General features: G+C 60.4%; 24 protein-coding genes and 1 pseudogene. 17 read left to right on the top strand and 8 right to left on the bottom strand.

The genetic code is table 11. The features are described 5' to 3' along the window. Positions 1-4: 4 nt before the first annotated feature. The 3 genes and pseudogenes from N2599_RS24315 to N2599_RS24305 all read left to right on the top strand — a co-directional run bounded on the left by N2599_RS24315 (position 5) and on the right by N2599_RS24305 (position 4,145). Positions 5-1,731, top strand: a pseudogene (locus N2599_RS24315) (ABC transporter ATP-binding protein). After that, complete coding sequence (locus N2599_RS24310) at positions 1,728-2,945, top strand: mandelate racemase/muconate lactonizing enzyme family protein (protein WP_027511015.1); 1,218 nt, start codon at positions 1,728-1,730, stop codon at positions 2,943-2,945. Before N2599_RS24315 ends, N2599_RS24310 begins: the two are co-directional and overlap by 4 nt. A 12-nt stretch (positions 2,946-2,957) precedes the next feature. After that, positions 2,958-4,145: a galactarate dehydratase gene (locus N2599_RS24305; protein ID WP_027511016.1), complete on the top strand. Its 1,188-nt coding sequence runs from the start codon at positions 2,958-2,960 to the stop codon at positions 4,143-4,145. A 170-nt stretch (positions 4,146-4,315) separates the two neighbouring features. Here the strand turns inward: N2599_RS24305 and N2599_RS24300 are convergent, their stop codons facing one another. From N2599_RS24300 to N2599_RS24275, 6 genes are all read right to left on the bottom strand, one after another. After that, positions 4,316-5,350 carry a fatty acid desaturase gene (locus N2599_RS24300; protein ID WP_027511017.1) on the bottom strand — a complete coding sequence of 345 codons (1,035 nt, stop codon included), beginning with the start codon at positions 5,348-5,350 and terminating at the stop codon, positions 4,316-4,318. A gap of 81 nt (positions 5,351-5,431) precedes the next feature. Beyond that, a complete protein-coding gene (locus N2599_RS24295; RefSeq protein ID WP_027511018.1) occupies positions 5,432-5,812 on the bottom strand; it encodes a DUF6481 family protein in 381 nt (126 codons plus the stop codon). Positions 5,813-5,995: 183 nt separating this feature from the next. After that, positions 5,996-6,205 carry a cold-shock protein gene (locus tag N2599_RS24290; protein ID WP_027511019.1) on the bottom strand — a complete coding sequence of 70 codons (210 nt, stop codon included), beginning with the start codon at positions 6,203-6,205 and terminating at the stop codon, positions 5,996-5,998. Between the two features lie 505 nt (positions 6,206-6,710). Further along, the gene (locus N2599_RS24285) at positions 6,711-6,929 is read right to left on the bottom strand and encodes a hypothetical protein (protein ID WP_027511020.1); all 219 of its coding nucleotides are present in this window, start codon (positions 6,927-6,929) and stop codon (positions 6,711-6,713) included. Positions 6,930-7,199: 270 nt separating this feature from the next. Beyond that, on the bottom strand, positions 7,200-7,712 hold the full coding sequence (locus N2599_RS24280) for a hypothetical protein (protein ID WP_143534077.1): 513 nt from the start codon (positions 7,710-7,712) through the stop codon (positions 7,200-7,202). Between the two features lie 223 nt (positions 7,713-7,935). Further along, entirely contained in the window at positions 7,936-8,979 is a 1,044-nt protein-coding gene (locus N2599_RS24275; protein ID WP_027511022.1) for an NAD(P)-dependent alcohol dehydrogenase, read from the bottom strand. 453 nt (positions 8,980-9,432) lie between these two features. On the opposite strand from N2599_RS24275, the gene N2599_RS24270 reads away from it, so the two are divergent. The 14 genes from N2599_RS24270 to N2599_RS24205 all read left to right on the top strand — a co-directional run bounded on the left by N2599_RS24270 (position 9,433) and on the right by N2599_RS24205 (position 24,108). Next, on the top strand, positions 9,433-9,522 hold the full coding sequence (locus tag N2599_RS24270) for a K(+)-transporting ATPase subunit F (protein ID WP_016556800.1): 90 nt from the start codon (positions 9,433-9,435) through the stop codon (positions 9,520-9,522). Between the two features lie 31 nt (positions 9,523-9,553). Beyond that, positions 9,554-11,257 carry a potassium-transporting ATPase subunit KdpA gene (kdpA, locus tag N2599_RS24265; RefSeq protein ID WP_027511023.1) on the top strand — a complete coding sequence of 568 codons (1,704 nt, stop codon included), beginning with the start codon at positions 9,554-9,556 and terminating at the stop codon, positions 11,255-11,257. Positions 11,258-11,266: 9 nt separating this feature from the next. Then, entirely contained in the window at positions 11,267-11,422 is a 156-nt protein-coding gene (locus N2599_RS24260) for a hypothetical protein (RefSeq protein ID WP_167333911.1), read from the top strand. Between the two features lie 41 nt (positions 11,423-11,463). After that, positions 11,464-13,551: a potassium-transporting ATPase subunit KdpB gene (gene kdpB / locus N2599_RS24255; RefSeq protein ID WP_027511024.1), complete on the top strand. Its 2,088-nt coding sequence runs from the start codon at positions 11,464-11,466 to the stop codon at positions 13,549-13,551. Between the two features lie 12 nt (positions 13,552-13,563). Beyond that, positions 13,564-14,133 carry a potassium-transporting ATPase subunit KdpC gene (gene kdpC, locus N2599_RS24250; protein WP_027511025.1) on the top strand — a complete coding sequence of 190 codons (570 nt, stop codon included), beginning with the start codon at positions 13,564-13,566 and terminating at the stop codon, positions 14,131-14,133. 63 nt (positions 14,134-14,196) lie between these two features. After that, entirely contained in the window at positions 14,197-16,905 is a 2,709-nt protein-coding gene (locus N2599_RS24245; protein ID WP_027511026.1) for a DUF4118 domain-containing protein, read from the top strand. Beyond that, on the top strand, positions 16,902-17,594 hold the full coding sequence (locus N2599_RS24240; RefSeq protein ID WP_027511027.1) for a response regulator transcription factor: 693 nt from the start codon (positions 16,902-16,904) through the stop codon (positions 17,592-17,594). The genes N2599_RS24245 and N2599_RS24240 overlap by 4 nt, the downstream gene beginning before the upstream one ends. Before the next feature lie 41 nt (positions 17,595-17,635). After that, the gene (locus tag N2599_RS24235; protein WP_027511028.1) at positions 17,636-18,091 is read left to right on the top strand and encodes a PTS sugar transporter subunit IIA; all 456 of its coding nucleotides are present in this window, start codon (positions 17,636-17,638) and stop codon (positions 18,089-18,091) included. Positions 18,092-18,359: 268 nt separating this feature from the next. Further along, positions 18,360-19,385, top strand: a complete 1,026-nt coding sequence (locus tag N2599_RS24230) for a sulfate ABC transporter substrate-binding protein (RefSeq protein WP_027511029.1) — start codon at positions 18,360-18,362, stop codon at positions 19,383-19,385. An 8-nt stretch (positions 19,386-19,393) separates the two neighbouring features. Beyond that, positions 19,394-20,251: a sulfate ABC transporter permease subunit CysT gene (gene cysT, locus N2599_RS24225; RefSeq protein ID WP_027511030.1), complete on the top strand. Its 858-nt coding sequence runs from the start codon at positions 19,394-19,396 to the stop codon at positions 20,249-20,251. Next, positions 20,241-21,113 (top strand): sulfate ABC transporter permease subunit CysW, encoded by an 873-nt coding sequence (gene cysW / locus N2599_RS24220; RefSeq protein WP_027511031.1) that lies wholly within the window; start codon positions 20,241-20,243, stop codon positions 21,111-21,113. Before cysT ends, cysW begins: the two co-directional genes overlap by 11 nt. A gap of 10 nt (positions 21,114-21,123) precedes the next feature. Beyond that, entirely contained in the window at positions 21,124-22,167 is a 1,044-nt protein-coding gene (locus N2599_RS24215; RefSeq protein ID WP_027511032.1) for a sulfate/molybdate ABC transporter ATP-binding protein, read from the top strand. A 193-nt stretch (positions 22,168-22,360) separates the two neighbouring features. Next, positions 22,361-23,023 (top strand): peroxiredoxin, encoded by a 663-nt coding sequence (locus N2599_RS24210; RefSeq protein WP_027511033.1) that lies wholly within the window; start codon positions 22,361-22,363, stop codon positions 23,021-23,023. 47 nt (positions 23,024-23,070) lie between these two features. Continuing rightward, a complete protein-coding gene (locus N2599_RS24205) occupies positions 23,071-24,108 on the top strand; it encodes an MBL fold metallo-hydrolase (RefSeq protein ID WP_027511034.1) in 1,038 nt (345 codons plus the stop codon). Between the two features lie 165 nt (positions 24,109-24,273). On the opposite strand, the gene N2599_RS24200 is transcribed toward N2599_RS24205, so the two are convergent. Together N2599_RS24200 and N2599_RS24195 are read right to left on the bottom strand one after the other, a co-directional pair. Further along, positions 24,274-25,329: an ABC transporter ATP-binding protein gene (locus N2599_RS24200; RefSeq protein ID WP_027511035.1), complete on the bottom strand. Its 1,056-nt coding sequence runs from the start codon at positions 25,327-25,329 to the stop codon at positions 24,274-24,276. A gap of 4 nt (positions 25,330-25,333) precedes the next feature. Further along, complete coding sequence (locus tag N2599_RS24195) at positions 25,334-26,164, bottom strand: carbohydrate ABC transporter permease (protein WP_027511036.1); 831 nt, start codon at positions 26,162-26,164, stop codon at positions 25,334-25,336. Positions 26,165-26,166: the final 2 nt, after the last annotated feature.

Here is a 26,166-nt window from a genome sequence, read left to right as displayed (position 1 = left end):
CGGCATGACCGACATCGTTCCGATCACCGCTGGCAGGGCGCTCCTGCAGGTGCAGAACCTGACCGTCGACTTTGCCTTGCGCAACGGCGCCTTTCGCGCAGTCGATGATCTTTCCTTTTCGATCGAGCCGGGAAAGACGCTTTGCGTCGTCGGCGAGAGCGGCTCCGGCAAGTCCGTGACGGCCCGCTCGATCCTGCAGATCTTAGACGCGCCAGGCCGTATCTGCGGCGGGTCCATCGTCCTGAATGGCAAAGACGGTCGCTCCGTTAATCTCGTCAGTCTTAACCCGCGCGGGCGCCACATCCGCGCCATACGCGGCCGCGACATTGCCATGATTTTCCAGGAACCGATGTCGTCACTCTCGCCGGTCCACACGGTGGGCGACCAGATCATCGAAGCACTTCGTCTTCACACCAGGATGAGCAAGGCGGATGCACGCGCCGAAGCGATATCACTCCTGAAGCAGGTGGAGATTCCTTTCCCGGAAAAAGCCGTGGATCGCTATACGTTCCAATATTCGGGCGGCATGCGCCAGCGCGCCATGATCGCAATGGCGCTCGCATGCAAGCCGCAGTTGCTGATCGCCGACGAGCCTACGACGGCTTTGGACGTCACCACGCAAGCCGAAATCCTCGACCTGATTGCCCGACTACAAAAGGCTTACGGCATGGCAGTGCTTTTCATAACGCACGACATGGGCGTCGTGGCGCAAATCGCTGACGACGTGCTCGTCATGCACAACGGCGTCGCCAAGGAATACGCCCCGGTCGAGCAGATTTTTCATGCGCCGAAAGACGATTACACCCGGATGCTGATCGGCTCCGTTTTGAAACTGGAAGCCAAGGCCGAAATCAGGCTGGCGCGGGCGCCGCTCGACAGGACGGCAGCGCCAATTCTCGAGCTCCGCAACGTGTCCATGGATTTCGGCGAGGTCAAAGCGCTCGACGATGTCTCCATTTCTCTCCTGCCGCGCGAGACGCTCGGCATCGTCGGCGAAAGCGGGTCCGGAAAGACGACGATGGGACGTTCGATCATGCGCCTCATCGATCCGACCGCGGGCGAGATTCTGTATCGCCGCGAGCTGATGGCGGCATGATCGATCTGGCAACCGCGAAGGGGCAACCGCTTGCCGCTGCGCGGCGCGAACTGCGCATGGTCTTCCAGGACCCCTTCGGCTCTCTCAATCCCCGTATGACCGTCTCGCAAATCATCGGCGAGCCGCTGCTTGTCAACGGCATCGCACGCGGCCGGGCACTCGATGAACGCATTTGTCACCTGATGGAGCAGGTGGGGCTCGATCCGACGACCCGTGAACGTTACCCGCATGCTTTTTCCGGAGGCCAGCGTCAGCGCATCGGCATCGCCCGCGCCATCACGCTCAGCCCACGCATCATCGTTGCCGACGAAGCGACTTCGGCGCTCGACGTATCCGTGCGCTCGCAGGTCCTCGACCTTTTGATGCGCTTGCAGGACGAGCTCGGCCTTGCCTACATCTTCATCAGCCACGACATCGGCGTCATTCGCTACATGTGCGATCGTGTCGGCGTAATGTACAAGGGCCGGCTTGTCGAGGTTGGAGATGCGGACAAGATCTGCAACACGCCGGAGCACGCCTATACCCAAGCGCTCATCTCCGCCATTCCCCGCCCCGATCCACGCGACCGGGATCGCTCACGGCGTTTCCGCTACATCGAACCAGCGAATCTCAAGAACGGGAGTTCTGTGCGATGAAAATCACCGGAATTAGAACCTTTCTCATGCATGCCGGGCAACCAGACCCCTCGAAATGGGCCTCCGATGAGCGCTCGGGAGACGGCGCATCCAAACAGCTGCCCGGCACACGAAATTGGCTGTTCTTGAAGATCGACACCGACGAAGGCATCACCGGTATCGGTGAATGCTCGGGTTGGCCGCGGGTCATCGAGACGGCGATCCACGATCTGGCACCGCTTCTCATTGGCGAGGATCCGGCCCATATCGAGCGTCTCTGGCAGAAGATGCACATCGCCATGATGGGCCACGGCATGCTGGGAACGGTCGGCGCCGGCGCCTTGACGGGCATCGACATGGCACTTTGGGACATTAAGGGAAAAGCACTCGGCGTGCCGGTCTGGATGCTGCTCGGCGGCAAGGTTCGCGACAGGATCCCGATCTACTCCCACGCAAACACGCCCGAGCGCGCGCTTGCGGTCAAGGAGCGCGGCATCAAGGCGATTAAATGCGGCGGGGTCGCCGATCCCGTCCGCAAAGTCGCTGCATTGCGCGAGGCGGTCGGCAACGATATCGACATTGCGATCGATCTGCATGGACCGCCCTGGCTGACGCCTGCGGATGCCTGCCGCCTGGTCAGGGCGTTGGAGCCTTACGAACTCTTCTGGGTCGAAGATCCAATTGCGCCGGAGAATATCGACGGCTACCGGCGCATTCGCGATGCGGCGCACGTGCCACTGGCGGCCGGCGAGCGCTCGGCGACCATCTTCGGCGAACGAGAACTCATCGAGAAAGAACTGGTCGACGTGATCCAGCCGGATACCGGCCGGGCCGGCGGCATCACACAGATGACAAAGATCGCGGCGATGGCCGAGGCGCATCATATCCAGATGGCTCCGCATTCCGGCTCGCTTGGCCCGGTCGCCGAATATGCGGCCCTGCACGTGCTTGCGGCGATTCCCAACGCGCTTATCCTCGAGCGCATCGACGACGACTGGGACGGCCGCCGGCGGACCATCGTGCCGCATCCTGAACAGGTCGACGGATCAATTGCCGTTCCTGATGCGCCGGGGCTTGGCTGCGACATCGACGAGGCCTTCGTGGCCCGCTTCCCAAGCGGCGGCAACGTCTCCGTACCCGTGCCGGAGAATGCCGGCTCGTACAATCCCGGAACCTACAACGAGCACCTCTATGTGCAGACGCGCCTCTCGCGCCGCACTTATTTCAATCGGTAGAAGGACAGAAAGATGAAAATCGACCGCATGCGGGTTTTCATGACCCGCGACAAGGACCGTCCCCGCGTCATCGTCGCACTCGATACGGATGACGGCCTGACAGGTTGGGGCGAATGCTACAATCATGGTCCGGATAAGGCGCTACCGCCGATTTTGGATTATCTCTACGCCTTCCTATCAGGCCAGGATCCGACACGCGTCGACTATCTCGTCAATCTGCTGATCCAGCAAAGCAGGTTCCCGCCAGGCGCACTCGGCCTAGCCGCAATCTCGGCGCTCGATCACTGCCTGTGGGACCTTGCCGCCAAGGCTGCGAACGTTCCGGTCTACAAACTGCTCGGTGGTGAAGTGCGCGATCGCATCAAGGTCTATGCAGGCGTCTACACGGCACCGGATGCGCCGGCGGCTCGCGACGAGTTCGATCGCCTGAATGAGGAATGGGGCTTCACCGCTTTCAAGCTCAGCCCGTGGCGCATCGACATGCACGCTCATCGCTGGGGCAACGTCGTCAAGGCTTCGGCGGACTATTTCCGCTCGCTTCGTGAAACCGTGCGCGACGACTATGAGATCGCGTTTGACGCGCATGCGAAGATCTTCGAGCCGGTCGCAGCCCGCCAGCTCGGCAATGCACTGGCACCCTATGATCCGCTGTTTTACGAGGAACCGCTTCGCCCGGAAAACATCGAGGCCTGGGGCGACCTCAAGCAGGGACTCAACTGCGTCCTCGCAACGGGCGAGTCACTCTACAATCGAAACGAGTTCCTGCGCCTTCTGCAGGTCAAGGGCGCGGACCTGATACAGCCCGACATCTGCGTCGTCGGCGGCATCAGCGAAATGCGGCGGATTGCGACACTCGCCGAAGCCTATTTCGTCGGTGTCGCGCCACACAATCCCATGGGTCCGCTGGCAACTGCAGTTAACGTCCATTTCTCGGCCGCTGCGCAGAACTTCCGGATCCTCGAATACCGGCTGCCGAAGGGCCAGGCCTACGTTTATGGCGGCATCGACATCGAGAAGCGGCAGGGCGAAACGCGGTACGTTGCCGATCCCTATCTGCCGAAGGATGGTTATCTGGAGCTGCGGCCCGACCGGCCCGGCTGGGGTGTCGAGATGGACGAGAAGGCAATGACCGAGGAAGGTTATGTTCATTGGCAACGGCGCGTCCCGAAACGGCCGGACGGCTCCTATGCATTTGCCTGAGGAGTTGTAGACTAAACGAAAGAGTGGACCGCCGGCTGGCTGCAACGGCGGTCCCCAATGGCCATCATCAACCCGACTTCGATTGTCGGGTATCTTGGGGTCGGCGGCGTGAGCGCAAGCATGGTTTCGTCGGATCGGCGGCCCGCCGGGAACCTTGCCGAATGTACGCGCTAAGCCGCCGCTGCCGCGCTCTCACGGAATGAAACGAGTTTCTGGCGCCGATCATCCCATAACACGAGCCTGACGCACTGCAGGCTTTGCCAGAGTGAAATGCGCCCGATTCCGGCAAGTTGTGGGTGGTCGCGCAGCACTTCCGGCAGCCTGTAATAAGGTATGCGGCTCGACAGATGATGCACGTGGTGAATGCCGATATTGCCAGTCAACCATCGTAGCGCCAGCGGCAGATCGTAATGGGATGCGCCGTGGAGAGCGGCTTTTGGAAACTGCCAGTCGTCGCCTATCGACCAGTGCGTGTCCTCGAACTGATGCTGGACATAGAAGAGCCATATGCCGGCCGCACCCGACAGAAGCACGATCGGCAGGTGGATCATCAGGAACGGCCCGACCCCCACAATCCACATCATCAGGCCTGCAAGTGTGACAACCGCGAGGTTTGTACCCATGGTCGAAACCCAGGGAAGCGCTCCGCAATTCATCATCCCGAATGGCAGGCGCTGCTTGAAGAGGAAGAGCCAGGCAGGGCCGATGCCGAACATCACCAGCGGGTGCCGGTAGAGGCGATAGCCGAGGCGGTTCATGGGCGAAAGCGCACGGTACTCTGCAACCGTCAGGGTCGTGATATCACCAACGCCCCGCTCGTCGAGATTGCCGGCCGACGCATGATGGGCAGCGTGCGCCCGGCGCCAATAGGCGTAAGGTGTCAGTGTAAGTACGCCTATGACACGCCCTGTCCAATCATCAATGCCGCGACGGGCGAAGAACGAGCCGTGACCGCAATCGTGCTGGATCATAAACAGTCGCAGGAGGAAGGCTGCGGCCGCAATGATTGCAGCCAGTCCGTACCAGAAGCCGTAAACGAGGGAAAAATAGGCGATAGCCCAGAACCCCACGAACGGGACGGCGGTGACAATAAGCTCGAAGGCGGAGCGGCCAATACGAGGCTGGCGATATTTCGCCAGAGTCTTCAACCATGCTCCGACATTGTCTTCAGCAAGCGGGGCTGGTGTATGGACATGTGCGTTCATCAAAAGCGGTTCCTATCGCGCGCCTTGCGTCATCTGCGCACGCATGGTTGTCTGCGCCCATAGGCGCAGTGGTTTGGGACCTCAGGCTTGGCGGGCCTTGCGCGCGGCATAACGGCGATCACGCTCGGCCTTGCGTGCGGCTTCGTCCGCCACGCCGCGTGAAACGCGATCAGCAATTTCTGCCTGACGGGCTTCCGCTTCTGCCTTTTCCTCGGCCTCGGCCGCAGCCGCCATCGCCGCCGCAGCGGCAAGAATTCGCTGGTTCTCTGCTGTCTTCAATGCTTCCCGCTCGGCACGGCGGGCCTCGCGGGCGCGGATCACCGCGTCACGCGCAGCAAGCCGCTCCTGCATCCCGGGATCGGCTGATTTCGGGGCGGAGGCGAACTTTGCCAGAAGCTCTCGCTTTGCCTCCGCCGCGGCATTGCGGCGTTCGGCAAAACCGTTGTCGTTGGAATGTCTCAATAGGTATTCCTTTGGATCTCGTAAGGTAGGGAGGCTTGTACCATCGCGCTGCTAGGGAAGACCTGCGCTGGTATCGCGCGCTGCGGAAGGTGCCTCAGAACGGAAAGAGGCCAGACATGAGCCTGGCCTCTTGTAACCTCTTGCCGCCGTGTCGGTACATCCGTGGTCATCGGCGGCTAAAGCTTAGGCGGCCTTGAGCTGGCCGGCAGACATCTTGCCCGACTTGCTGTCGCGCTCGAGCTCGAAACCGAGCTTCTGGCCTTCGACGATCGAGCTCATCCCTGCGCGTTCGACGGCCGAGATGTGAACGAACACATCGGCGCTGCCGTCGTCAGGCTGAATGAAGCCGAAACCTTTGGTGGAATTGAACCATTTAACTGTGCCAGTGGTCATAACGAACCCTTTCTTAGCAACATTGATCACCGCTGGGCGACGCACAGCGGGTTTTCGACTTTTGAGAGAAGGAAGTTCGTCGCGAAGCGCGAAGCGCAGCAAAAACAACTATCGTCAAACAAAGTATCGATGGGTTTTTGTATAGACACTTTCGACGGCCGCGTCAACTTCTTGTTTTGACGCTTGCGTTGATACCACTTACGATGGCAATCCCCAAAAGGAGTCGCGTCAGCCGGATTGCCGGGCTCGGCGCGGTTCGACTTCCAAAGAATCGCTCTTGCCCCGCCTAGGCAGAGGATATGCGTCGGCTTCGTAAAGCCTCTGCATCTGCTGACCATCATAGCGGGCTTCCTCAACCTCTAGTATGGAACCGCGAAGCAGCGAGGCAGGCATGTCCTCAATCGCAAAGCGAAGCGCTTCAGCGGCCGAATCAAACCTTCTGTACCGAAGCCGGCTCGTTCTCTTCACGGTCTTGCAGGGGTATAGTCCTGCACCGGTGCTGTAATCAAATATCGCCATGCGTACGCTCCTTTAGGGCAAACAGGGTCTCGAGATTGGCGCGCCTCATACGATTTTCGAGGCGCTGCTGCATTTCAACGGGCCTGCGTTCTCTCATTCTGAGGATCTGTCTGGTGCGTACGTCCTGCAACTTGGCGGCATTCGAGCCTTCGGGGGCTGTGCGTCGGAACAGGCTCTCCGCCGCGTGGCGGGTCGTGTCTATCATGAGGTATCCTAAAACGTGGATGCGCGAGGCAATGGCTTCAGCGCGACTATCTTCCGCCGCAGAGCGGAATTATGGACGTTTTGCAATTCTGAGATTGCCAAGCAGCCGGGCGAACCGGCGAGATCAGGTAGCCAAAAGGCTGAAAACGCAACAATGATGTGGTGACGCGGGCCGCCTTATTCAAGGCGGCCCGCACTTGCGCCCAACAAAGCCAGGCCCTTGGTACCGGCGGCGGCAGAAGCATGCGAAAAGCTGCTTCCAAGACTGGAGCTATTTCTGCTTCTTGCCGAGGCTAAGCGCGCTGTTTGCGAACTTGACCTGAGTGCCTTGCGCCGTGGCGACAGGTGTCACCGTCTTTTCCTTTTTGGGTTTTCGAACTTCACGATTGCTTCGCGCTTGGCCCTTGGCCATTTGGTCCTCCTGGGTTTTTCGGTTGATTGTTGATCGCAGCTTCAATGCTGCGGCAGCGTTGTATTTCTGCGCCCGCTCAGTGGCGACGAAATGTTCCAGAAGCTCGCAGTGGATACTTCGCAACCGTCCCGGGAAGGCTTGGCGGCTGATGCTGCGAAATTGATCCGCTTGAGGGGCAAGACGTCCGATGGCCTGCTCTTGCCAATTTGCTGAACCCGAATGTTTTCGCCGTACCCAAACTCGCTGACGCTGACGAGATTGCGAGCGGTACTGTAAAGATGGAGGCTGGAAGACATTTCGTCCTCCTTTCGTTGGGGCCAGGACATCGAGGCCCCGAAGCAGCAGCGCCCTTGATCCGGCTGCTGAAGGCATTCAACATGCACGCTTTGACGGTCGTACGCAATGGCGCTCATCCGAAGCTCGGCGCTCGCGAGACAATGGTCTGTACAAATAAGACTATGGACGATCGCCGGCTTGCAGCATATGTGCCGTTAGAGATCTAAAGAGTGGGCTGCCGGGAGCCCACTCGCGAATTCTGTCTGGTCCGGATACTGCTCGAGCATTTCGACCCGACGGGGATTCCCGAAAAAATGGATCACTCCATAACGATCTGCAGTTTCACATCGGTCGGCCGCGCTTCCACTGCGCGGTCAAACGCCTTGATCGAATCCTCGAATTTGAAGGTCTCCGAGATCAACGGCTTCAGGTCGACGCGGCCGGAGCCGAGCAGTGCGATCGAACGCTCGTATTGGTGCGCGTAGCGGAAGACCGTTTCGATGCGGATTTCCTTGGTCGAGGCGGTCGAAACGTCGAACCCTATCGGATTGACCGGAAGGCCGACGGCAACGATGACGCCGCCTGGGCGCGCCAGGTCCATGATCGTCTCCCAGGCCTTTGGTGATCCGGAGCACTCGAAGATCACGTCCGCGCCCCAGCCATCCGTCAGCCGTCTCACCTCGTCAGTGAGGTTCTTCTCGCGGACATTGACCGGAATGACGCCCTGGTACTGCGCAGCGATATCGAGCTTCGGCTGGGCGAGATCGGCAACGATCGCCCGGGCGCAGCCTCCGGCAAGGGCAGCAATCGCCACCATCGTTCCGATCGGTCCGGCGCCGACGACGACGGCTGTGTCGCCCGGCGCAATCTTCGCTTTTGCCGCTGCCTGCATGCCGACCGCGAAGGGCTCGACCATGGCGCCTTCGGCAAAGCTCACATTGTCCGGCAACTTGAATGAATAATTGGCGGGATGAACCACTTCCGGCGTCAGCACACCGTGAACCGGCGGCGTCGCCCAGAAGGTGACGGCAGGATCGACGTTGTACATGCCGAGACGGCTTGCCTTCGAATTCGGATCGGGAATGCCGGGCTCCATGCAGACGCGGTCGCCGGCTTTCAGATGCGTCACGCCTTCGCCGACTTCGACCACCGTGCCTGCAGCTTCATGACCGAGCACCATTGGTTCCTTGACCACAAAGGGTCCGATCCTGCCGTGCGTGTAGTAATGCACGTCCGAACCACAGACGCCGACGGTATGGATCCTGATCTTCACCTGTCCCGGTCCTGTTTCCAGCGGCAGATCGACGTCGCGAAGCGCAAGCTCATGCTGGCGTTCCAGGACCAGCGCACGGACTTTGGCCATATGTCGGTTTCCTTCCCTGATGATTTCGTCCGGTTCACCGCGGACATCGTTTGAGTGACTATACGACCCCTGGCCCTCGCAATTCAACAGAAATGCGCGGCTTTTGCTCACCGCATGATGAAATGCTCGACTAATCTGGCGGGATTGAGCGCAGGCAGCGGGCATCGGCACTTATAAGATTTTTATATTGGCGACCTCCGCCCCGTCTCGAACCTTTATGCGCTTCGGCAGCATATTCACGCTCGAGAGATCGGCAAGATCATCTCCGCGCCAGAAAGCCCGAAAGGTGTCGTCTTTCAAAGACGGTGCCCTTTGTCTTGTCTGACTCCAAAGAACAACAACAGGAGTCAAGATCGATGATGGACATCATTCTACCCGGCATTGCGGTCGCATTCTTCGCGCTGTGCTTTGCCTATACCAGCGCCTGCGACAGGCTCTGAACCGAGGAACATCATGACACTCGATTATATCTTAAGCGGTGCGGTCACGGTCTTTCTGACCGTTTACCTTACCTACGCTCTTATTCGCCCCGAGCGCTTCTGATCAAGAAGCCGGGTACTGAAAGTTACCTCCCATGACCCTCAACGGATGGCTTCAGATCCTGCTTTACTGCGGGATCCTCATCGCGCTCGTCAAACCGCTCGGCGGCTACATGACGCGTGTCTTCGACGGCGAGCGCACATTCCTTTCACCGGTCCTCGCTCCAATCGAGCGTGGGCTTTACGCCATTGCCGGCACGAGCGAGCGCGAGGAGCAGCATTGGACCTCCTATGCTTTTTCGATGCTGCTTTTCAATTTCCTGGGCGTGCTCGTCCTTTATGCGCTGATGCGCCTGCAGGCTGTTCTCCCCTATAACCCGGCCGGCATGACCTCCGTGCCGCCGGAGCTGTCATTCAACACCGCCGTCAGCTTCGTCACCAACACGAATTGGCAGAATTACGGCGGCGAAAGCACGATGTCCTACCTCACGCAGATGGTAGGGCTCACCGTTCAGAACTTCGTGTCGGCTGCAACCGGTATTGCCATTGCCGTCGGCCTAATCCGCGCCTTTGCGCGCGCGTCCGGTAAGGCAATCGGCAATTTCTGGGTCGATATGATCCGCAGCACGCTCCACGTGCTGCTGCCGCTCTGCATCATACTGACACTGGTCTATGTCTATCTCGGCGTTCCGCAGACGCTCGGCCCTTATGTGGAAGCAACGACGCTTGAAGGCGCCAAGCAGACAATCGCTGTCGGCCCCGTTGCCTCCCAGCTTGCCATCAAGATGCTGGGAACAAACGGCGGAGGCTTCTTCAATGCCAATTCCGCGCATCCCTTCGAGAATCCGGACGCCATTTCTAACCTCGTCCAGATGCTTTCCATTTTCGCGATCGGCGCCGCATTGACCAATGTTTTCGGCCGCATGGTCGGCAACCAGCGCCAGGGCTGGGCGATCCTTGCCACGATGGGCATCCTGTTCGTCATCGGCGTCGGCGTCACTTACTGGGCGGAAGCCTCTGGCAACCCGCTGATGCACGCCTTCGGGCTCAACGGTGGCAATATGGAAGGCAAGGAAGTCCGCTTCGGCGTCGTGCTCTCCTCGCTGTTTGCCGTCATCACGACCGCCGCCTCCTGCGGCGCCGTCAATGCGATGCACGGCAGTTTCACCGCATTTGGTGGCCTCATCCCGCTGATCAACATGCAGCTCGGCGAAGTCATCGTCGGCGGCGTGGGCGCAGGCTTTTACGGCATCTTGCTGTTCATCATCATCGCGATCTTTGTCGCAGGCCTGATGGTCGGCCGTACGCCGGAATACCTCGGCAAGAAGATCGAAGCCAAGGAAATGAAAATGGCCGTGCTTGCCATTCTCTGCCTGCCGGCCGCCATGCTGATCTTCACGGCAATCGCAACCGTGCTTCCCTCAGCCGTCGCCTCGATCGGCACGGCCGGTCCGCACGGCTTCTCCGAAATCCTTTATGCCTATACCTCGGCTGCCGCCAACAACGGCTCGGCTTTCGGTGGCCTGACCGGCAACACGCCCTTTTACAACATCACGCTCGGCATCGCCATGCTGGCTGGCCGCTTCCTGGTCATCATCCCGGCCCTTGCAATCGCGGGTTCGTTGGTCGCCAAGAAGTCGGTTCCCGCCTCGGCAGGCACATTCCCGACCGATGGTCCGCTCTTCGTCGGGCTTCTGGGCGGCACCATCCTGATCGTCGGCGGTCTGACCTTCTTTCCGGCCCTCGCCCTCGGCCCGGTCGTCGAGCACCTGATGATGATCGCCGGCCAGACCTTCTGAGGTGAAGACATGATCCTTCGTCGCAGACCTCGCAGCCCCTTCAAGTCACATCCCGGTTCACCGGGATGTGACAGCGAGCGGATGGCGCGGGCCTCCGACATCATCCTGGTGATGATGGCCGGCCTCCTCGTCATCCTCGCCGCCGTTCGAATCCTACATGGCTGACCGCGCGACGGTCGCCTTACTCTTTCAAGCTGGAGTCTCTTATGAGCCAGGCAAAATCCGCGAGCATCATGGATTCTCGCATCCTCATTCCGGCAGTCAGCGCTGCTTTCAAGAAGCTCAACCCGCGGACGCTTGCCCGAAACCCGGTCATGTTCGTCGTGGCCACAGTCTCGGCGCTCACGACCGTTCTCTTCCTCCGCGATCTCATCACCGGCCGCGGAAATCTCGGCTTTTCCTTCCAGATCAATCTCTGGCTCTGGTTCACGGTGCTTTTCGCCAACTTCGCCGAGGCTGTCGCCGAAGGCCGTGGCAAGGCGCAGGCCGACTCGCTTCGCAGGGCCCGCACCGAAACCCAAGCCAAGCTGCTGACGTCCAATGACGGCACGGGTTACCGCATGGTGCCCGGCACGAGCCTGAAGGTCGGCGACGTTGTCCTTGTCGAGGCCGGCGACATCATCCCGTCGGACGGCGAAGTCGTCGAAGGTGTCGCCTCGGTCAACGAAGCTGCGATCACCGGCGAATCCGCGCCGGTCATCCGCGAATCCGGCGGTGATCGTTCGGCGGTCACCGGCGGCACGCAGGTGCTTTCCGACTGGATCCGCGTTCGCATCACGGCGGCTGCGGGGTCGACCTTCCTCGACCGCATGATCTCGCTCGTCGAAGGTGCGGAACGCCAGAAGACCCCGAACGAGATCGCCCTCAACATCCTGCTCGCTGGCATGACGCTGATCTTCGTTCTCGCGACTGCGACGATCCCGAGCTTTGCGGTCTATGCCGGCGGCTCGATCCCCATCATCATGCTCGTTGCACTCTTCGTGACATTGATCCCGACGACGATCGGCGCCCTGCTCTCGGCCATCGGTATTGCCGGCATGGACCGTCTTGTCCGCTTCAACGTGCTCGCCATGTCCGGCCGCGCCGTCGAAGCCGCCGGAGACGTTGACACGCTGCTGCTCGACAAGACAGGCACCATCACCCTCGGCAACCGCCAGGCAACCGCCTTCCATCCGATCCGCGGCGTCTCCGAGCAGGAGCTTGCCGATGCAGCCCAGCTTGCTTCGCTTGCCGACGAAACGCCGGAAGGCCGATCGATCGTCGTGCTTGCCAAGGAGAAATACGCAATCCGCGGCCGCGAGATGGCCAGCCTGAAGGCGACTTTCGTGCCCTTCACGGCCCAGACCCGCATGAGTGGGGTCGATGTCGAGGGCTCGTCGATACGCAAGGGCGCTGTCGACGCGGTGCTTGCCTATGTCGGCGAAGGCTCAACCTCTATGTCGGGCAACGCCGCACTCGCATTGCGGATCAACAGCGACGTCGTGAAGCAGTTGCAGACAATCGCCGACGAAATCGCCAGGTCCGGCGGCACGCCGCTTGCCGTTGCCCGTGACGGCCGTCTGCTTGGCGTCATTCAGCTCAAGGACATCGTCAAGGGCGGCATCCGCGAGCGTTTCGCCGAACTGCGCCGCATGGGCATCCGTACCGTCATGATCACAGGCGACAACCCGATGACCGCCGCTGCGATCGCCGCCGAAGCCGGCGTCGACGACTTCCTGGCGCAGGCAACACCCGAAAACAAGCTGACGCTCATCCGCGAGGAACAGGCGAAAGGTAAGCTGGTCGCCATGTGCGGCGACGGCACGAACGACGCACCGGCCCTTGCCCAGGCCGACGTCGGTGTCGCCATGAATACCGGCACCGTCGCCGCCCGCGAGGCGGGCAACATGGTCGACCTCGACAGCGACCCGACGAAGCTCATCGAGATCGTCGAGATCGGCAAGCAGCTCTTGATGACCCGAGGCGCGCTGACGACCTTTTCGATCGCCAACGATATCGCCAAGTATTTCGCCATCATCCCGGCGATGTTCCTCACCTTCTACCCGCAGCTTTCCGCGCTGAACGTCATGGGCTTGTCGTCGCCGCAAAGCGCCATCCTCTCGGCGATCATCTTCAACGCGCTGATCATCATCGCGTTGATCCCCTTGTCCCTCAAAGGCGTGCGCTACCGTCCGATTGGGGCGGGCGCCCTGCTTTCGCGCAACCTTTTGATCTACGGCCTCGGCGGCATTGTCGTTCCGTTCATCGGCATCAAGGCGATCGACATGCTGATCACCGCTGCCGGCCTCGCCTAAGGAGTACCAGCAATGTTGAAACAACTTCGTCCAGCGATCGTCATGTTCGTTGCCACCACGGCCATCACCGGCCTGCTTTACCCGCTTGCCATGACAGGCGTCGCCAAGGCGCTGTTTCCGACACAGGCAAATGGCAGCCTGATCGAGAAGGATGGCCAGGTGATCGGCTCGACGCTGATCGGCCAATCCTTCACCAGCGAGACGTATTTCCACGGCCGTCCTTCGGCGGCGGGCGACGGCTACAATGCCGAAAGCTCCGGCGGCTCGAACATCGGCCCGACCAGCCAGAAGCTGATCGACCGTGTGAAGGCCGACTACGAGGCCGCCAAGGCGACAAACCCGAATGCCGAAGTGCCGATCGATCTGGTGACCGCCTCCGGCAGCGGGCTTGACCCGCATATCTCGCCGGACACTGCCTACTTCCAGGTACCGCGCGTTGCCAAGGCCCGCAACATGGACGAGGCTGCGGTAAAGGCGCTGGTGGATAGCGCCATACAGCACCCTGAACTCGGCATCCTTGGCGAACCGACGGTCAATGTTCTGGCATTGAACCGGTCCCTCGATGCTTCTATGACTCAGTAAAGGTTGTAGGCCCCGGACGGTTCGCAAGCGGTCCAGGGCCTGCTCATCGGAAAGATCATGCGAATGCCGGATGATAACCGCGATCAGGTTGCAAGGCCCTCGCCGGACGCGCTTCTCGAGAAGGCGCGGGCCGAAACGCGCGGCCGGTTGAAGATATTCCTCGGCGCCGCACCTGGCGTCGGCAAGACCTATGAAATGCTGGTTTCCGGACGGGCAAAGCTTGCGGACGGCATCGACGTTGTTGTTGGGGTCGTCGAGACCCACGGCCGCAGGGAAACCCAGGCGCTGCTCGACGGCTTTGCGATCATTCCGCGGGTGAAAGTCCATTACAAGGGCCACACCCTGGAGGAGATGGACCTCGACGCCATCCTCGCCCGCAAGCCGGGGCTCGTCCTCGTCGATGAACTTGCCCACACCAACGCCGAAGGCAGCCGCCATCCGAAACGCTACCTCGACGTCAAGGAGCTGCTGGATCGCGGCATCGACGTCTATACGACGCTGAACATCCAGCATGTCGAGAGCCTGAACGATGTCGTTTCGCAGATCACCCGCATCCGCGTCCGCGAGACGGTGCCCGACTCCGTGATCGACATGGCTGACGATATCGAGATCATCGACCTGACGCCCGACGACCTGATCAAGCGCCTGCACGATGGCAAGGTCTATGTGCCAAAAACGGCCGAACGCGCGCTGACCAACTATTTCACGCCCGGGAATCTGACGGCACTTCGTGAACTTGCGTTGCGCAAAACTGCGCAGCGTGTCGACGACCAGCTTGTAAGCCATATGCAGGCGCATGCGATCTCCGGTCCATGGGCTGCCGGCGAACGCGTGCTCGTCTCGATCGATCACCATCCGCGATCTGCCTCGCTGGTGCGCTATGCCACACGCATGGCTTCGCGGCTGCGCGCGCCATGGTCCGCCGTCTATATCGAAACCAACCGGTCGATCAGCCTGACAGAAGAAGAGCGGGATACGATTGCAGCAACGCTGCGCCTAGCCGAGCGGCTCGGCGGCGAGGCACTCACGCTTCCCGGAAACCGGGTCGCCGAGGAACTGCTTCGCCACGCGAGCGCCAACAACGTCACGCATATCGTTGTCGGTTCACCCGAGGCGCCGACATGGCGCCAATGGTTTCAGCACTCGCCGGTCGACGATCTGATCCGGCTCGCCGGCGATATCAGCATTCATGTCATCTCCGGCAACGAGAAGGACGACAGCGCGGGCCGAGGCGTCAGACTGGCACCTGCATTGCCGGCCTTCAACATCAAGGCCTATCTGCTCGCAACGGCCTATGTTGCCGTAGCGCTCGGATTCAGCGTGGTGCTCGATCAGGTTCTGGACGTGCGCAACCTTGCCCTGGTTTTCCTGATGGCAGTGCTCACCTCCGCCGTCCTCCACGGTTTGCGGCCCGCGCTCTACAGCTGCCTTCTGGGCGCGCTTGCTTTTAACTTCTTTTTCCTGCCGCCGCGTTTCACCCTGACGATCAGGGACCCCGAAAGCGTGATCGCCTTTTTCTTCTTTATCGGCGTTGCGCTGATTGCGAGTAACCTCACGGCAGCCGTTCAGCGGCAGGCGGCGGCCGCGCGTCAGCGTGCGCGCACCACCGAGGACCTTTATCTTTTTTCCCGCAAGCTCGCGAGCACCGGCACGCTCGACGACGTGCTCTGGGCAACCGCCTTCCAGATCGCCTCGATGCTCAAGGTCCGTGTCGTCCTGCTCCTACCCGAAGAAGGTACGATCGCAGTCAAGGCAGGATATCCGCCTGACGACACGCTGGACGATGCCGATATTGCCGCGGCACGCTGGGCCTGGGAACACAATCATGCCGCCGGGCGCGGTGCGGATACGCTTCCCGGCGCCAAACGCCTTTATGTGCCGCTACGAACCGGGCGCACCGCCGTCGGCGTCATCGGTCTCGACAGCGACCGCCGCGAGGGCCCGCTGTTTACGCCCGAGCAGCAGCGACTCCTGGATGCGCTTGCCGACCAGGCAGCGCTTGCCATCGAGCGCATACAGCTCGTTGCCGATGTCGATCGCGCCAAGCTCGCCGCCGAAGCCGACCGGTTGCGTTCCGCCTTGCTGACCTCGATTTCGCATGACCTGAAGACACCGCTTGCCGCGATCCTTGGCGCCGCCGGCACACTGCGCGACTATTTCGGCTCCATGCTGGCAGAAGATCGCGACGATCTTCTGTCGACAGTTATCGACGAATCCGAACGCCTGAATCGGTTCATCGCCAACCTGCTCGACATGACGAAAATCGAATCCGGAGCCATGGAGCCGAATTACGGCTTGCACTATCCAGGCGATATCGCCGGCAGCGCGCTGAGGCGGGCCATCAAGATCCTTGAGCGTCACAAGACCGAGATGATCATGCCTGTCGACCTGCCGATGGTGCGTGTCGATCCCGTACTTTTCGAACAGGCGCTCTTCAACCTGCTCGACAATGCTGCGAAATATGCGCCTGAAGGTTCGGTGATCCGCATCGAGGGCTGGACCGATGCCGGACACGTCGTCATTCAGATTGCCGACGAGGGCCTGGGTATTCCACCCAACGATCTCACCCGCGTCTTCGACACCTTCCACCGCGTCCGCAAGGGCGACCAGGTGCGTGCCGGAACAGGTCTCGGCCTTTCCATCTGCCGCGGTTTCATCGAGGCAATGGGAGGAACGATCATTGCCGAAAACCGCAAGGACCGCTCCGGCGCCGTCTTTACCATCCGCCTGCCGAAACCCAATGACATTCCAAAACTGGATGAGCTCAAATGACCGGTTCAGCCGTGAAAATTCTCGTCGTCGACGACGAGCCGCCGATCCGCAAACTGCTTCGCGTCGGGCTCAGTGCGCAAGGCTACGAGGTGCATGAGGCGCCGAATGCCGCCGGTGCCGATCGGGCCGTGAAAGAAAATGAGCCGGACCTCGTCGTTCTGGATCTCGGCCTTCCCGACAAGCCGGGCCACGACCTGCTGCGCGAATGGCGCGAAGATGGCCTTTCCATGCCCGTCGTCATCCTCTCAAGCCGCACCGACGAGGCGGGCATCGTCAAGGCGCTCGAAACCGGCGCTGACGACTATGTGACGAAACCCTTCGGCATCAACGAGCTCGGTGCCCGCATCCGTGTGGCACTCCGCCATCGGCTGCAGCAGCAGGGCGAAAAGGCCATCTTCCAAACCGGTGGCCTTTCCATCGATCTCGTCAAGCGGATCGTCAAGGTGGACGACAGGGAGATCAAGCTGTCTCCGAAGGAATACGATATCCTTCGAGTGCTCGCCCAGCACGCCGGCAAGGTGCTGACGCATCAGTTCCTTCTGAAACAGATTTGGGGACCGGCAGCCGACGTTCAGTATCTGCGCGTCTATGTCCGCCAGCTGCGGCAAAAGGTGGAGCAGATTCCGGACCAGCCGCAATATATCACCACCGAAACCGGCGTCGGCTACCGGCTCAGGGAGCCGGATTGATTTCGGGCGCCTCATCCGGTCAATATGATAACGGGAAAGACATGAACCTCGCAGACATCATCCGGCCGGAGCATGCCATCATCGGCGTCTCGGGGGCGACGAAGTGGCGTGCGCTGCGGAGCCTCGCGGAAAAGGCCGGCAAAGCATTCGACATCGAGGAGAAGATCATCCTCCAGGCGCTGGAAAGCCGTGAAAACCTCGGCTCGACCGGCATCGGCAACGGCATCGCGGTGCCGCATGCGGTGATCGCCGGCATGACGAGCCCGCGCGGCCTTCTTGTGCGTTTCGCGCAGCCGCTGGATTTCGAGGCGATCGACGACGTGCAGACGGACATCGCCTTCGTGCTACTTTTCGGAGAGAGCAATCGAGGCGCATACCTAAACGTGCTTGCCGCCATCGCACGGCGCCTGCAGTCAGATGGCGTCCTTATGTCGATGCGCAAGGCAAAAAACGTCGATGAATTCTATTCGAGTTTCATTGGAGATTCACGACCATGAGAGAGCGCGGTTTGAGCGCAGCGCCTGGTCCCTTGAGACATCATCGCCCGTCCTGTCGCGAATTTGTTATTTCAGCAGCCTTCTTGTCGCCGGAATGCCACATTTCTTAGGATGGCTCGCAATGCGGACATATCGCCGGGCAGGATGCTCATTTCAGATTTGCCCGTCATATGGGATGACATTCTAAAAGCACCTGGGGAACCGGAAGAACGTTCGTTTCGTTATACGACCAAGTTGATAGAGTTTAGGCAGAACGAAGGAGGTTCCCATGCGATCAATAAGGACGATTCGGCTGCTTGCGGCCGCTGTCTTTGCAGGCAGCGTAGCAATCGGCGCCGTTGCCCCGGCTTTCGCCGATCAGACGCTTCTCAACGTGTCCTACGACCCGACGCGCGAATTGTATAAGGATTTCAATGTCGCCTTTGCCGAAAAGTGGCAGAAGGATACCGGCGAGACGGTCACGATCCAGACGTCGCATGGCGGCTCCGGCGCCCAGGCGCGTTCGGTCATCGATGGCCTTGAGGCCGATGTCGTAACTCTCGCACTCGAAGGCGACATCGATGCGATCGCCGAGAAGACCGGCAAGATCCCGGCCGATTGGAAGTCCAAGTTCCCGAACAATTCGGCGCCCTACACCTCCACCATCGTTTTCCTCGTCCGCAAGGGCAATCCGAAGGGCATCAAGGATTGGGGCGACCTGATCAAGGAAGATGTCCAGGTCATCACGCCGAACCCGAAGACCTCGGGCGGCGCACGCTGGAACTTCCTGGCCGCCTGGGCTTGGGCCAAGCAGGCAAACGGCGGCAACGACACCAAAGCCCAAGAATACGTGACGCAGCTGCTACAGCACGTTCCGGTGCTCGACACCGGCGCTCGCGGCGCAACGACGACCTTCGTCCAGCGCGGTCTGGGCGATGTTCTGCTCGCCTGGGAAAACGAAGCCTATCTTTCGCTGGAAGAACTTGGTCCGGACCAGTTTGAGATCGTCACGCCGACCCTGTCGATCCGCGCCGATCCGCCGGTCGCAATCGTCGACGGCAACGTCGACAAGAAAGGCACGCGCAAGGTCGCCGAAGCCTATCTCAACTACCTCTACTCCGATGAAGGTCAGAAGATCGCTGCCAAGCACTTCTATCGCCCGAGCAAGCCGGAAGTCGCCGACAAGGCGGACATTGCCCGTTTCCAGAAACTGAAGCTCGCGACTATCGACGACTTCGGCGGGTGGAAGGAGGCGCAGCCGAAATTCTTCGGTGATGGCGGCGTGTTTGACCAAATCTACAAGCCGGCCCAATAATACGCCGCATGAAAGCACATAGCCCCACACGGTGGCGGTTCAAACGGCCGAGCGTCATTCCAGGTTTTGGAATAGCGCTCGGCCTTACCTTGACCTGGCTCACCCTTCTGATCCTCATCCCGCTCTCGGGCCTCGCCTGGCGCTCGAGCGAACTCGGCTGGGACAAATTCGTGTCGATCGCGCTCGATCAGCGTACGCTAAGCGCGCTTCGCATTAGCTTCGGCGCCGCGTTCGTCGCGGCCTGCGTCAATGCCGCTTTCGGCGTCGTCCTCGCCTGGGTGCTGGTGCGCTACCGTTTCCCCGGCAAGCGCGTCATTGATGCGATGGTCGATCTGCCTTTCGCATTGCCGACCGCCGTTGCCGGCATCGCCTTGACGACGCTCTATGCGCCGAACGGCTGGATCGGCCAGTTCCTGACGCCGCTCGGCATCAAGATCGCCTTCACACCTGTGGGCATCGTCGTCGCTCTCGTTTTCGTCGGTCTACCCTTCGTCGTGCGTACCGTGCAGCCGGTGATGGAAGAGATCGACAAGGAGGTGGAAGAAGCTGCCGCAACGCTCGGTGCCAATCGTTTCCAGACGATCTTCCGCGTCCTGCTTCCAGCACTCGCGCCTGCCGTGCTGACGGGCTTTGCACTCGCCTTCGCTCGCGGCGTCGGCGAATACGGCTCGGTCATCTTCATTGCCGGCAACCTGCCGTTCAAGTCGGAGATTGCGCCGCTTTTGATCATCATCAAATTGGAAGAATACAACTATGCGGCCGCGACGGGTATTGCTGCAGTCATGCTGATCATCTCGTTCATCATGCTGCTGGTCATCAATCTCATCCAGAGTTGGAGCAGGCGGAGGTATGGGAATGGCATTTGACACGATCGCTCGCTCAACCAAGGTCCGCTCTGTCATCACCGAAACCAGGTTCGCCCGCTGGACGCTCATCATCCTGTCGCTGATCTTCCTGCTCCTTATTTTGCTGCTGCCGCTTGCGGCGGTCTTCGTCGAGGCCTTTCGCAAGGGCGGGAGTGCTTTCTTCGAGGCGCTGCAGGACGCGGAAACCTTCTCCGCGATTCGGCTGACCCTTGTCGTCGCCGGAATCAGTGTACCGCTAAACTTGTTTTTCGGCGTCGCGGCGGCTTGGGCGATTGCCAAGTTCGAGTTCAAGGGCAAGGCTTTCCTGACGACCTTGATCGACCTGCCTTTCTCCGTCTCGCCGGTTATTTCCGGCCTCGTCTTCGTGCTGCTTTTCGGCGCCAATACCTATCTCGGAAAATGGTTCGATGCGCACGACATCAAGATTCTTTTCGCCGTGCCGGGACTGATCCTTGCCACCATGTTCGTCACGTTCCCGTTCGTCGCGCGGGAATTGATCCCGCTGATGCAGGAGCAGGGAACGGCAGACGAAGAGGCTGCCTTGTCGCTAGGGGCCAGCGGCTGGCAGACCTTCTGGCACGTCACCTTGCCGAACATTAAATGGGGCCTGCTTTATGGTGTGCTGCTCTGCAACGCCCGCGCCATGGGCGAGTTCGGTGCCGTCTCCGTCGTCTCCGGCCATATCCGCGGCCAAACGAACACCATGCCGCTGCAGGTAGAAATTCTCTACAACGAATATAACTTCACCGGCGCCTTTGCCGTTGCGACATTGCTTGCCTTGCTTGCCCTTGTGACCCTTGTTTTGAAGACGCTGCTCGAAATGCGATACAGCGAAGAAATCGCCGCCAGCCGACGGCACTGAAGGAAATAAAATGGAAGTTCGCATTCAGAACCTGCGCAAGGAATTCGAGCGTTTTCCGGCGTTGCACGACGTCTCTCTTGATATCCGCTCCGGCGAACTGATCGCGCTGCTCGGGCCGTCCGGCTCCGGCAAGACGACATTGCTGCGCCTCATTGCCGGCCTCGAGAGCCCGACCGAGGGCCTGATCTACTTCGGTGACGAAGATGCCTCGAAAAAGACCGTGCAAGAGCGCAATATCGGCTTCGTGTTCCAGCACTACGCCCTCTTCCGCTACATGACGGTGCTCGACAACGTCGCCTTCGGGCTCAAGGTGCGCAACACGGCCCGCCGCCCGTCAAAAATCGAAATCCGCAGCCGCGCGCTGGAACTGCTCGATCTCGTGCAGCTTTCCGGCCTGGAGAAACGCTATCCGGCCCAGCTCTCGGGGGGCCAGCGCCAGCGCGTCGCCCTCGCCCGTGCGCTGGCAGTTGAGCCTAACGTACTGCTTCTCGATGAGCCCTTCGGCGCGCTCGACGCCCAGGTGCGCAAGGACCTGCGCAGATGGCTTCGTGAAATCCACGACCGCACCGGCCACACCACGGTTTTCGTCACGCATGACCAGGACGAGGCGATGGAACTCGCCGACCGCGTCGTCGTCATGAGCCAGGGCGCGATCGAACAGGTCGGCACGCCTGACCAGGTCTACGACAACCCGAATTCACCTTTCGTCTTCGGCTTCGTCGGTCAGTCGAACTGTCTGGATGTGCGCGTTGCCAGCGGCGAAATCTGGTTCGAAGACCGCCCGCTGGGGCTCACGGCTCAGAACGAGGCGGACGGCCAAGCGCAGCTCTATTTCCGTCCGCACGATATCGAACTGCGCGACGGCTGCGGCGGCTGCATTGCCGGCCTGCTCGTTTCCAGCCGCCGCGTGGCCGGCACGCGCCATATCGAGGTCAATATCGGCAAGGATCACCCATCGATAGAGCTCGAACTGCCGCCTGCACAGGCTGACGGCCTTGACCGCAACCGCATCGCCTTCCGTCCGAAACGCTGGAAGCTGTTCAGGAGCGCTTGACGGTCCATGCCTCTCCAAAAGGAGTAGAGGAGGCACGAAAGGTCAAATGTATTGCCGACGACTTCTCAAATATGTTGCCGGCGGCATCGAAGAAAGCGCCATCCCTTATATTACGCATTGCTTATTTTAGAGAAATGCCCAATAACCATACCTGCGAAACGTTTTGGCAACCATTTGTCAGGTGGAGGAGATCATGTCTCTCGCAATCAACGATATCGCACCGGATTTCCAGGCAGAAACGACCGAAGGCAAGATTCAGTTTCACGACTGGATCGGCAATTCCTGGGCCGTCCTGTTCTCACATCCGAAGGATTTCACGCCGGTTTGCACCACCGAACTGGGCTACATGGCCAGGATCAAGCCCGAGTTCGATAGACGCGGAGTGAAGATCATTGGCTTGTCCGTCGATCCGCTCGACCGCCATTCCGGCTGGGCAAGCGACATCAAGGAAACCCAGGGCGCAGCACCGAATTTCCCGATGATTGCCGATACCGACTACAACGTGTCGAAGCTCTATGGCATGCTTCCGGCAGCAGTATCGGGCGATCCGACGACGCGCACGCCGGCCGACAACCAGACGGTGCGTAACGTCTTCGTCATCGGCCCGGACAAAAAGATCAAGCTGATCCTCGTCTATCCGATGACCACCGGCCGCAATTTCGATGAAGTGCTGCGTGTGATCGACTCGCTGCAGCTGACGGCCAAACACAGGGTCGCAACGCCGGTGAACTGGAAGCAAGGCGAAGACGTCATCATCGCCGGCTCAGTGAGCGACGACGAAGCCAGGACGATCTATCCGAAAGGATGGAACGCGCCGAAGCCCTACATCCGGATCGTCCCGCAGCCAGAGACGTAACAGCAGCATCCGGTTCGTCCGGGGCAACATTGCGAAAGGGGGTGCCGATGATCTTCCGTCAGCTCTTCGACAGCGTTTCCGGCACCTACACCTATCTCATCGCCAGCCGGCAAGGGGGCGAGGCGCTCATCATCGATCCGGTGCTCGAGAAGGTCGATCGCTATCTCAAGCTCGTGGAAGAGCTTGACCTCAAGCTGGTCAAGGCCGTGGATACGCATCTGCACGCCGACCACATTACCGGGTTGGGCGCACTGCGCGACCGCACCCATTGCATTACCGTGATGGGCGAACAGACGCTTGCCGATGTCGTCTCGATGCGCGTGACCGAAGGCGACCGTGTCGCGATCGAGGGACTGAGCCTCGACGTGCTCTATACGCCCGGCCATACCGACGATTCCTATTCCTTCCTCATGAACGGCCGCGTGTTCACGGGCGACACGCTGCTCATCCGCGGCACCGGACGCACCGATTTCCAGAACGGCAATCCGCTTCAGCAATATGATTCCATCTTCAACAAACTCCTCAAATTGCCGGACGAGACGCTGGTCTATCCGGCGCACGACTATAAGGGCGACACGGTCTCGACCATCGGCGAGGAGAAGCGCTTCAATCCGCGCCTCAAGGTTCGATCGGCTGACGAATATGCCGACCTCATGAACAACCTGAAGCTGCCAAATCCGAAGATGATGGATGTGGCCGTGCCCGCAAATATTCATGTCGGTCTGCATCAAGACGAGATCGCACGCAAAGGCTGGGCCGTCTCGGCTGCCGACGCGGTGACGCTGCGCGGCCGCCCCGACATTGCAATCGTCGATCTGCGCGAGAAGGCAGAACGCGAGAAGCATGGAACGATCCCCGGCTCTCTGCATGCACCTTATCTGGATTTACAGGAAAACATCAGCGCGGGCGGCATGCTGCATGAAATGGCGACCGCCACCGGCAAGCGCGTCCTGTTCTACTGCGCCTTCGGCGAACGTTCGGCGATGGCCGTGCAGGCAGCCCATGACGCCGGACTTGCCAGCGCCTGCCACATCGAAGGTGGCCTCGACGCCTGGAAGAAGGCGAACGGGCCAGTGGTCCGATAGACCGCATCATCGATTTTTTCAGCTGTGCGACAGCGTCGTCTAACACGGAGCTTGCCCACATGTCTGATTTCGATTGGTACCAGAAGCATGGGACGAACACGGAAAAATCAGCAAGCGCCAGGCCGCACTGTGGATGCCGTAGCCGACGGGGCGGAGGAAGAGACGTCAGCCTGCCCTGTTCCCCTCGCTATTGAATAGATGCAGATGCTGTGCCGGAAAGGAGACGTTGACTTTCGGCCCGCACGCCAGCGCATCGCGGTCAAGCGTGAAGACTTTGAACGGCAACCCGTGCAGTGAGAGATGCAGGATAATGCCGAAGCCCGTCGGCTCGACGAGTTCGACCTCAGCGCTGATGCCGCTTTGATCCGACATGACCACATGCTCCGGACGGATGCCGAGCGTGACTTTCGCGCCGCTCGAAAGCGCAAGCGGCGCCGATAGTGGAACCAGTGTCCCGTCCTTGAGCCTGACCCCGCTCGCCTCGTAAATTGCATCGAGGAAATTCATACCCGGTGAGCCGATGAAGCCTGCGACGAAAAGATTGGCGGGCCTGTCGTAGAGTTCGAGCGGGCTGCCGACCTGCTGGACGACCCCGCCATGCATGGCGACGATCCGGTCCGCCAGCGTCATCGCCTCGATCTGGTCGTGCGTCACATAGATCGAGGTCGCCTTCAGGTCACCATGCAGTTTCTTGATCTCCGCCCGCATCTGTTCGCGAAGACGCGCGTCGAGGTTCGAAAGCGGCTCGTCGAAGAGGAAGGCCTTCGGCTGACGCACGATGGCCCGGCCCATGGCGACACGCTGCCGCTGGCCGCCAGAAAGTGCCTTCGGCCGTCGTTCAAGCAGCGGATCGAGGCCAAGTTTAGAGGCTGCATTTGCAACCGCACTCGCAATCTTTTCCTTCGCCGTCTTCCTGAGCTTCAGGCTGTAGCTCATGTTTCCGGCGACGTTCATGTGCGGATAAAGCGCGTAGGACTGGAACACCATGGCGATGTCCCGGTCCTTCGGGTGCAGCTCGTTGACCCGCTTGCCGGCAATGCGGATTTCACCGCCGGTGACGTCTTCCAGCCCCGCGATCATGCGCAGCAAGGTGGATTTGCCGCAGCCCGACGGGCCGACGAGCACGACGAATTCCCCGTCCTTGATGCGCAGATCGATGTCATGCAGCACCTGTACGTGGCCATAGGCTTTCTTGATGTTCTGGATATCGATCGATGCCATGTGACTAACCCTTGACCGCGCCGGCCGTCAGGCCCTGGACGAGATAACGCTGAATGAGTAGGAAGAAGAGGCCGGCTGGAATGAGCGCCATGACGCCCGCCGCCATCATTTGCCCGAAATCCACGGAGAATTTCGAAACGAACGTGAGAAGGCCGACCGGGAAGGTCGCCGCGTCGTTACCGTTGATGAGCATAAGCGCGAAGAGCAGCTCGCTCCACGCCGCCGTGAAGACGAAGCCGAGCGTTGCAGCAATCCCCGGAAGCGTCAGCGGCAGTATGATTTGCCGAAACGCGGTGAACTGTGTGGCGCCATCGATCAGCGCGGCCTCTTCAAGATCCTTCGGGATGCCGTCGAAGAAGGACTGCATCAGGAAGGTCGCGAAGGGCACGTTGAAGGCCGTATAGACGACGACGAGGCCGGTCAGGCTGTTCGTCAGGTGCAACGGCGAGAGGATCTTGAAGATGGGTGCGACGAGCATGACCAGCGGGAACATCTGCGTCAAAAGCATCAGCGCGACGATCCAGTATTTTGCCCGGAAGTTGAAGCGCGACAGCGCATAACCGGAAAGCGAGGCGCAGATCGTCACCGCCACCGCAGTAGAAGCCGACACGATCAAGCTGTTCTTGAAGAAGGTCGGAAAGGCACTGTGCTGAAGCACGAAGGAATAGTGATCCCAGGTCGTGCGCGACGGCCACATGCGAACGCCTTCGCTATAAAGAAGATCGTTCGGCGTCACCGAGACCTTCAGCAGCCAGAAGAGCGGGAAGAGCGCGAAACCGATATAGCAGAGGATCGCCAACCGATGCGCGACGGTCGGAATGATGGATCGTCTCATCG

Source organism: Rhizobium sullae, assembly GCF_025200715.1.
Classification (GTDB): Bacteria; Pseudomonadota; Alphaproteobacteria; order Rhizobiales; family Rhizobiaceae; genus Rhizobium; species Rhizobium sullae.
Note: the sequence above shows the minus strand (reverse complement) of the source record. Positions and strands in the feature narration are given on the sequence as shown.

Excerpts from the sequence above, each read along its gene's own strand:
- N2599_RS24310 (WP_027511015.1), top strand. The coding sequence starts at position 1,728 with ATGAAAATCACCGGAATTAGAACCTTTCTCATGCATGCCGGGCAACCA.
- N2599_RS24305 (WP_027511016.1), top strand. The coding sequence starts at position 2,958 with ATGAAAATCGACCGCATGCGGGTTTTCATGACCCGCGACAAGGACCGT.
- N2599_RS24300 (WP_027511017.1), bottom strand. The coding sequence starts at position 5,350 with ATGAACGCACATGTCCATACACCAGCCCCGCTTGCTGAAGACAATGTC.
- N2599_RS24290 (WP_027511019.1), bottom strand. The coding sequence starts at position 6,205 with ATGACCACTGGCACAGTTAAATGGTTCAATTCCACCAAAGGTTTCGGC.
- N2599_RS24285 (WP_027511020.1), bottom strand. The coding sequence starts at position 6,929 with ATGATAGACACGACCCGCCACGCGGCGGAGAGCCTGTTCCGACGCACA.
- N2599_RS24280 (WP_143534077.1), bottom strand. The coding sequence starts at position 7,712 with ATGCCTTCAGCAGCCGGATCAAGGGCGCTGCTGCTTCGGGGCCTCGAT.
- N2599_RS24275 (WP_027511022.1), bottom strand. The coding sequence starts at position 8,979 with ATGGCCAAAGTCCGTGCGCTGGTCCTGGAACGCCAGCATGAGCTTGCG.
- N2599_RS24270 (WP_016556800.1), top strand. The coding sequence starts at position 9,433 with ATGACACTCGATTATATCTTAAGCGGTGCGGTCACGGTCTTTCTGACC.
- kdpA (WP_027511023.1), top strand. The coding sequence starts at position 9,554 with ATGACCCTCAACGGATGGCTTCAGATCCTGCTTTACTGCGGGATCCTC.
- N2599_RS24260 (WP_167333911.1), top strand. The coding sequence starts at position 11,267 with ATGATCCTTCGTCGCAGACCTCGCAGCCCCTTCAAGTCACATCCCGGT.
- kdpB (WP_027511024.1), top strand. The coding sequence starts at position 11,464 with ATGAGCCAGGCAAAATCCGCGAGCATCATGGATTCTCGCATCCTCATT.
- kdpC (WP_027511025.1), top strand. The coding sequence starts at position 13,564 with ATGTTGAAACAACTTCGTCCAGCGATCGTCATGTTCGTTGCCACCACG.
- N2599_RS24245 (WP_027511026.1), top strand. The coding sequence starts at position 14,197 with ATGCCGGATGATAACCGCGATCAGGTTGCAAGGCCCTCGCCGGACGCG.
- N2599_RS24240 (WP_027511027.1), top strand. The coding sequence starts at position 16,902 with ATGACCGGTTCAGCCGTGAAAATTCTCGTCGTCGACGACGAGCCGCCG.
- N2599_RS24235 (WP_027511028.1), top strand. The coding sequence starts at position 17,636 with ATGAACCTCGCAGACATCATCCGGCCGGAGCATGCCATCATCGGCGTC.
- N2599_RS24230 (WP_027511029.1), top strand. The coding sequence starts at position 18,360 with ATGCGATCAATAAGGACGATTCGGCTGCTTGCGGCCGCTGTCTTTGCA.
- cysT (WP_027511030.1), top strand. The coding sequence starts at position 19,394 with ATGAAAGCACATAGCCCCACACGGTGGCGGTTCAAACGGCCGAGCGTC.
- cysW (WP_027511031.1), top strand. The coding sequence starts at position 20,241 with ATGGCATTTGACACGATCGCTCGCTCAACCAAGGTCCGCTCTGTCATC.
- N2599_RS24215 (WP_027511032.1), top strand. The coding sequence starts at position 21,124 with ATGGAAGTTCGCATTCAGAACCTGCGCAAGGAATTCGAGCGTTTTCCG.
- N2599_RS24210 (WP_027511033.1), top strand. The coding sequence starts at position 22,361 with ATGTCTCTCGCAATCAACGATATCGCACCGGATTTCCAGGCAGAAACG.
- N2599_RS24205 (WP_027511034.1), top strand. The coding sequence starts at position 23,071 with ATGATCTTCCGTCAGCTCTTCGACAGCGTTTCCGGCACCTACACCTAT.
- N2599_RS24200 (WP_027511035.1), bottom strand. The coding sequence starts at position 25,329 with ATGGCATCGATCGATATCCAGAACATCAAGAAAGCCTATGGCCACGTA.
- N2599_RS24195 (WP_027511036.1), bottom strand. The coding sequence starts at position 26,164 with ATGAGACGATCCATCATTCCGACCGTCGCGCATCGGTTGGCGATCCTC.